The 3,218-nt window shown below is 76.8% G+C and carries 3 protein-coding genes; all 3 read right to left on the bottom strand.

Translation table 11 applies throughout. From position 1 onward, the window contains the following. Positions 1-69: 69 nt before the first annotated feature. Positions 70-1,776: a DNA polymerase Y family protein gene (locus AB0J68_RS29880; RefSeq protein ID WP_363941941.1), complete on the bottom strand. Its 1,707-nt coding sequence runs from the start codon at positions 1,774-1,776 to the stop codon at positions 70-72. Continuing rightward, the gene (locus tag AB0J68_RS29875) at positions 1,773-2,498 is read right to left on the bottom strand and encodes a hypothetical protein (protein WP_234589092.1); all 726 of its coding nucleotides are present in this window, start codon (positions 2,496-2,498) and stop codon (positions 1,773-1,775) included. The genes AB0J68_RS29880 and AB0J68_RS29875 overlap by 4 nt, the downstream gene beginning before the upstream one ends. Before the next feature lie 101 nt (positions 2,499-2,599). Beyond that, entirely contained in the window at positions 2,600-3,049 is a 450-nt protein-coding gene (locus AB0J68_RS29870; protein ID WP_354862373.1) for an SAV_6107 family HEPN domain-containing protein, read from the bottom strand. Positions 3,050-3,218 lie beyond the last annotated feature (169 nt).

Genomic DNA, 3,218 nt, shown 5'->3' with positions numbered 1-3,218 from the left:
TGACTGTGAGTCATACCGCTCATCAGGACATCTGCCTCCCGGCCAACGCCGGTCATGGGCCGACCTGACTCAGTCATAGATCGCCTCCACCAGCCACTGCCCGGACTCCACAGCGAGCAGCAGAGCGGTGCCGTCGGCGAGGCTGACCTGGAACCGTGCCCGACGGCGAGCCTCGGCCGGCGCCCACCAGCGCTCGTCCACCGGCCACGGCCCGGCCCAGCCCACGATCTCCGCCGGTCGGCCGTCGCCGACCACCAGCCGGGCGGGAACAGCGCTCACCGCCAACCGCGCGCTGATCACCACTGGCTCGCCGGTGGCGTCGTGCACGGTCGCGGCGAGCGGGCTGGGCAGCACCACGGCGGGCGCGGGCGGCGGCAGCCGGCCCGGCCACGGCGGAACGCCCCCGCCGCGGTCAGCAGGCCGACCGGCACCGCCGGCCCGGTCACCACCGGCACGGTCACCACCGGCACGGTCACCACCGGCACGGTCACCACCGGCACGGTCACCGCCGGTGGCCGGGTCGGCGCCGGCAACGGCCGGCGGGCCGGGCCGGGCGGGGAGGCGTTCGTCGCCCCACGGCACCAGGCGCACCTGGTCGGCCGGGGAACGCCCACCGCCGAGCACCGCCGTGACCACCGCTTCCGGGCCGAGGATGCCCTGCACCCGACTCAATGCCCGATGCGCCCTCTCCCGCTCCTCGCCCGTCTCCCCCCAGAGGCCGGTCTGCAGGCCGGCCTGGGCGATCACCCCGTCCGGGATCAGCCGCAGCCGGATGATGCCGGCCGTCGGCCGGCCCGGTCGGGCACCGGCGCGGCCGTTGCTGCCGGAGAGCCAGCCATCGAGCTGCCAGCGCACCCGGTCGGCGATGGCGGCGGCGGTGAGCAGGCCGTCGTGCCGCCACACCCGGTGCAGCTCCTGCCCGTGCTCGGTGACCGCCTCGATGCCGAGCCGGGTGCAGGCCAGCCCGTGCCCGGCGAGCCGGTCGTGCAACTGCTCGGCCAGCGCGCGGGCGGCGAACGCCGCCGCGTCGACCCGGTCGATCGGCTCGTCGTACGCGGAGGTCACCGTCAGGTCGGTCGGCGGCTGCCGGACGGCGAGCGGGCGGTGATCCCGGCCGGCGGCCAGCCGGTGGGCCAGCGCGCCGTCGAACCCGAACCGGGCCAGCACGTCACCGGCCGGTAGCGCGGCGAAGTCGCCGAGGGTCCGCACCCCCAGCCGGCGCAGCAGATCGGCCAGTGCGGACCGACCGAGCGCCTCGACCGGCATCCCGGCCAGGAACGCCGGTGTTCCGCCCGGCGCCACCACCTGGCCGGCGCGGGCGGCCAACCCCGCGGCGAACACCCCGTCGGCGATGCCCACCTGGCTCTCCACCAGACAGGACTGGGCGACATGCTCGATGAGCCGCTCGGCGGCCGCCTCCTCACCGCCGAGGTAACGACTCGGGCCCCGGGCGGCGACCGCGCAGGCGCCCGGACGGACCACCTCGACGCCGGCGACCAGTTCCTCCAGCGCGGCGACCACCGGCTCGAACGCCCGGGCGTCCCGGCCGGGGTCGTACTCCACGACGGTGAGCTGCGGGCAACGGCCCTGCGCCTCCCGCTTGCGCAGCCCCCGGCGCACGCCCTCGGCGCGGGCCCGCTCGGAGCAGGCGACCACCCGGTTGGCGTGCAGCACGGCGACCGGACCGGTGGCCGGCACCCCGTCGACGATCTCGGCGGCGAGCACCGGCCAGTCCGGGCACCACAGCAGCAGGGTCCGGATCGGCGAGCCGGTCACCCCGACCCGACCAGGGCGAGCGGCACGGACGGACGGCCCACGGTCGACCGCACCGTCCGGGGAATGACCCGGGTGAGCTCGGCACCGGGAAGCCAGACCTTGATCTCCTTGGGGCGGGCGGCCGCTCCGCGCCCGCGCGCCGAGACGGTGACCTCCCGGCGACGCAGCCGCCCCCGGCCCTGGCCGAGCCCTTCCCAGACCCCACGGACCACCTGCAACGTCACGTCCGCGCCGTCCCACCGGCCGTACGGAACGAGCACGCTGCCGCGCTGCCGGGCCCGCGCGGCCAGCCGGGTGGCGACCGAGGCGGAGACCGCGGCGGGTACGGCGGTGACCACGACGTCCACCCCGTCGATCAACGCGGCGACCACTGTGGCCCACTCGGGGCCGGGATTCGGCACCAGGGCCAGCCGGTCCAGGGCGATGCCCAGCTCGGCTGCCGCACCCGCGCCGAACGTCGGCACTCCGACCACGGCGCACCACGAACCGGCCCGGGATGCCTCGGCCAGCAGGGCCAGCACCAGCGAGGTGCCGCCACTGCGTCGGGGCTGACCGGCGGCGACCGCGATCGTGCTGCCGCGACGCAGGCCCCGGTTGGGCAGCAGGCCGGTCAGCTCGGGCGCCACCGGTAGCACCCGGTGGCCGCCGACCGGGTCGGGTGCGCTCGCCGGGCGTACCAGATCGGCCAGTGCGGCGGAACCGACCACCATGCGGCCCGCCATTGGACCAACTCCCCCGTCGTTGCTGTGGAACAGATCAGGACCGACGCACCGTGACGCCGGCCGCCCGGCTTCCCTTCCAAGCGGTCGGCGTCACGGCGGGCTCAGGCGGCGAGGCCGTCCAGGGCCGGTTGGTGTGCCACGCCGAGCGCGGTCTCCACCACCGTGACGAACTGTTCGGCGGCGCGGAGCAGATCGTCGGCCTCCCGGGCGCTGACCACCCGGGGGATGCCGGCTTCGGCGGCGGCTCGTTTGCCGGCCCCGGCGGCGAAGAACCGGGCCCACTCGTCGAGCTCGGGGGCGACGGCGCAGAGCAGGACCCAGACGCTGGTGATCCGGTTGCGCCGGCTCGGGGCGGGCCGGGCCCGGGCGGCGAGCAGGGCGGCCGCCGCACGCAGCGCCGCCAGGTGGGCGGCCGCGTAGCGCAGGCCGTCAGGTCGGGTCTGGCCGGCCTCGACCAGCCCACGGCGGGCCAGGGTGAGGAGCTGGGCAGGGGTGCGGTGCGGCAGCACGTGCGCCGGCACCGTCGGTGCCTGAGCCGGGTTGGTCGGCATGGACTGTCTCCTCCACATGGCCGGGGCGTCGGCCGGGGCGGTGGTGCCGCCGACGAGACGCCGAGGTCGGGTGGTGCGGAGGAAGACGCACCGGGGGTGGCCGGCCGGGTGTGGATGCTTCCCCACCACCCGACCTCGGCGTCTCGTCGGCGGCACCACCGCCCCGGCC

Source organism: Micromonospora sp. NPDC049580 (assembly GCF_040675595.1).
Taxonomy (GTDB): domain Bacteria; phylum Actinomycetota; class Actinomycetes; order Mycobacteriales; family Micromonosporaceae; genus Micromonospora.
Note: the sequence above shows the minus strand (reverse complement) of the source record. Positions and strands in the feature narration are given on the sequence as shown.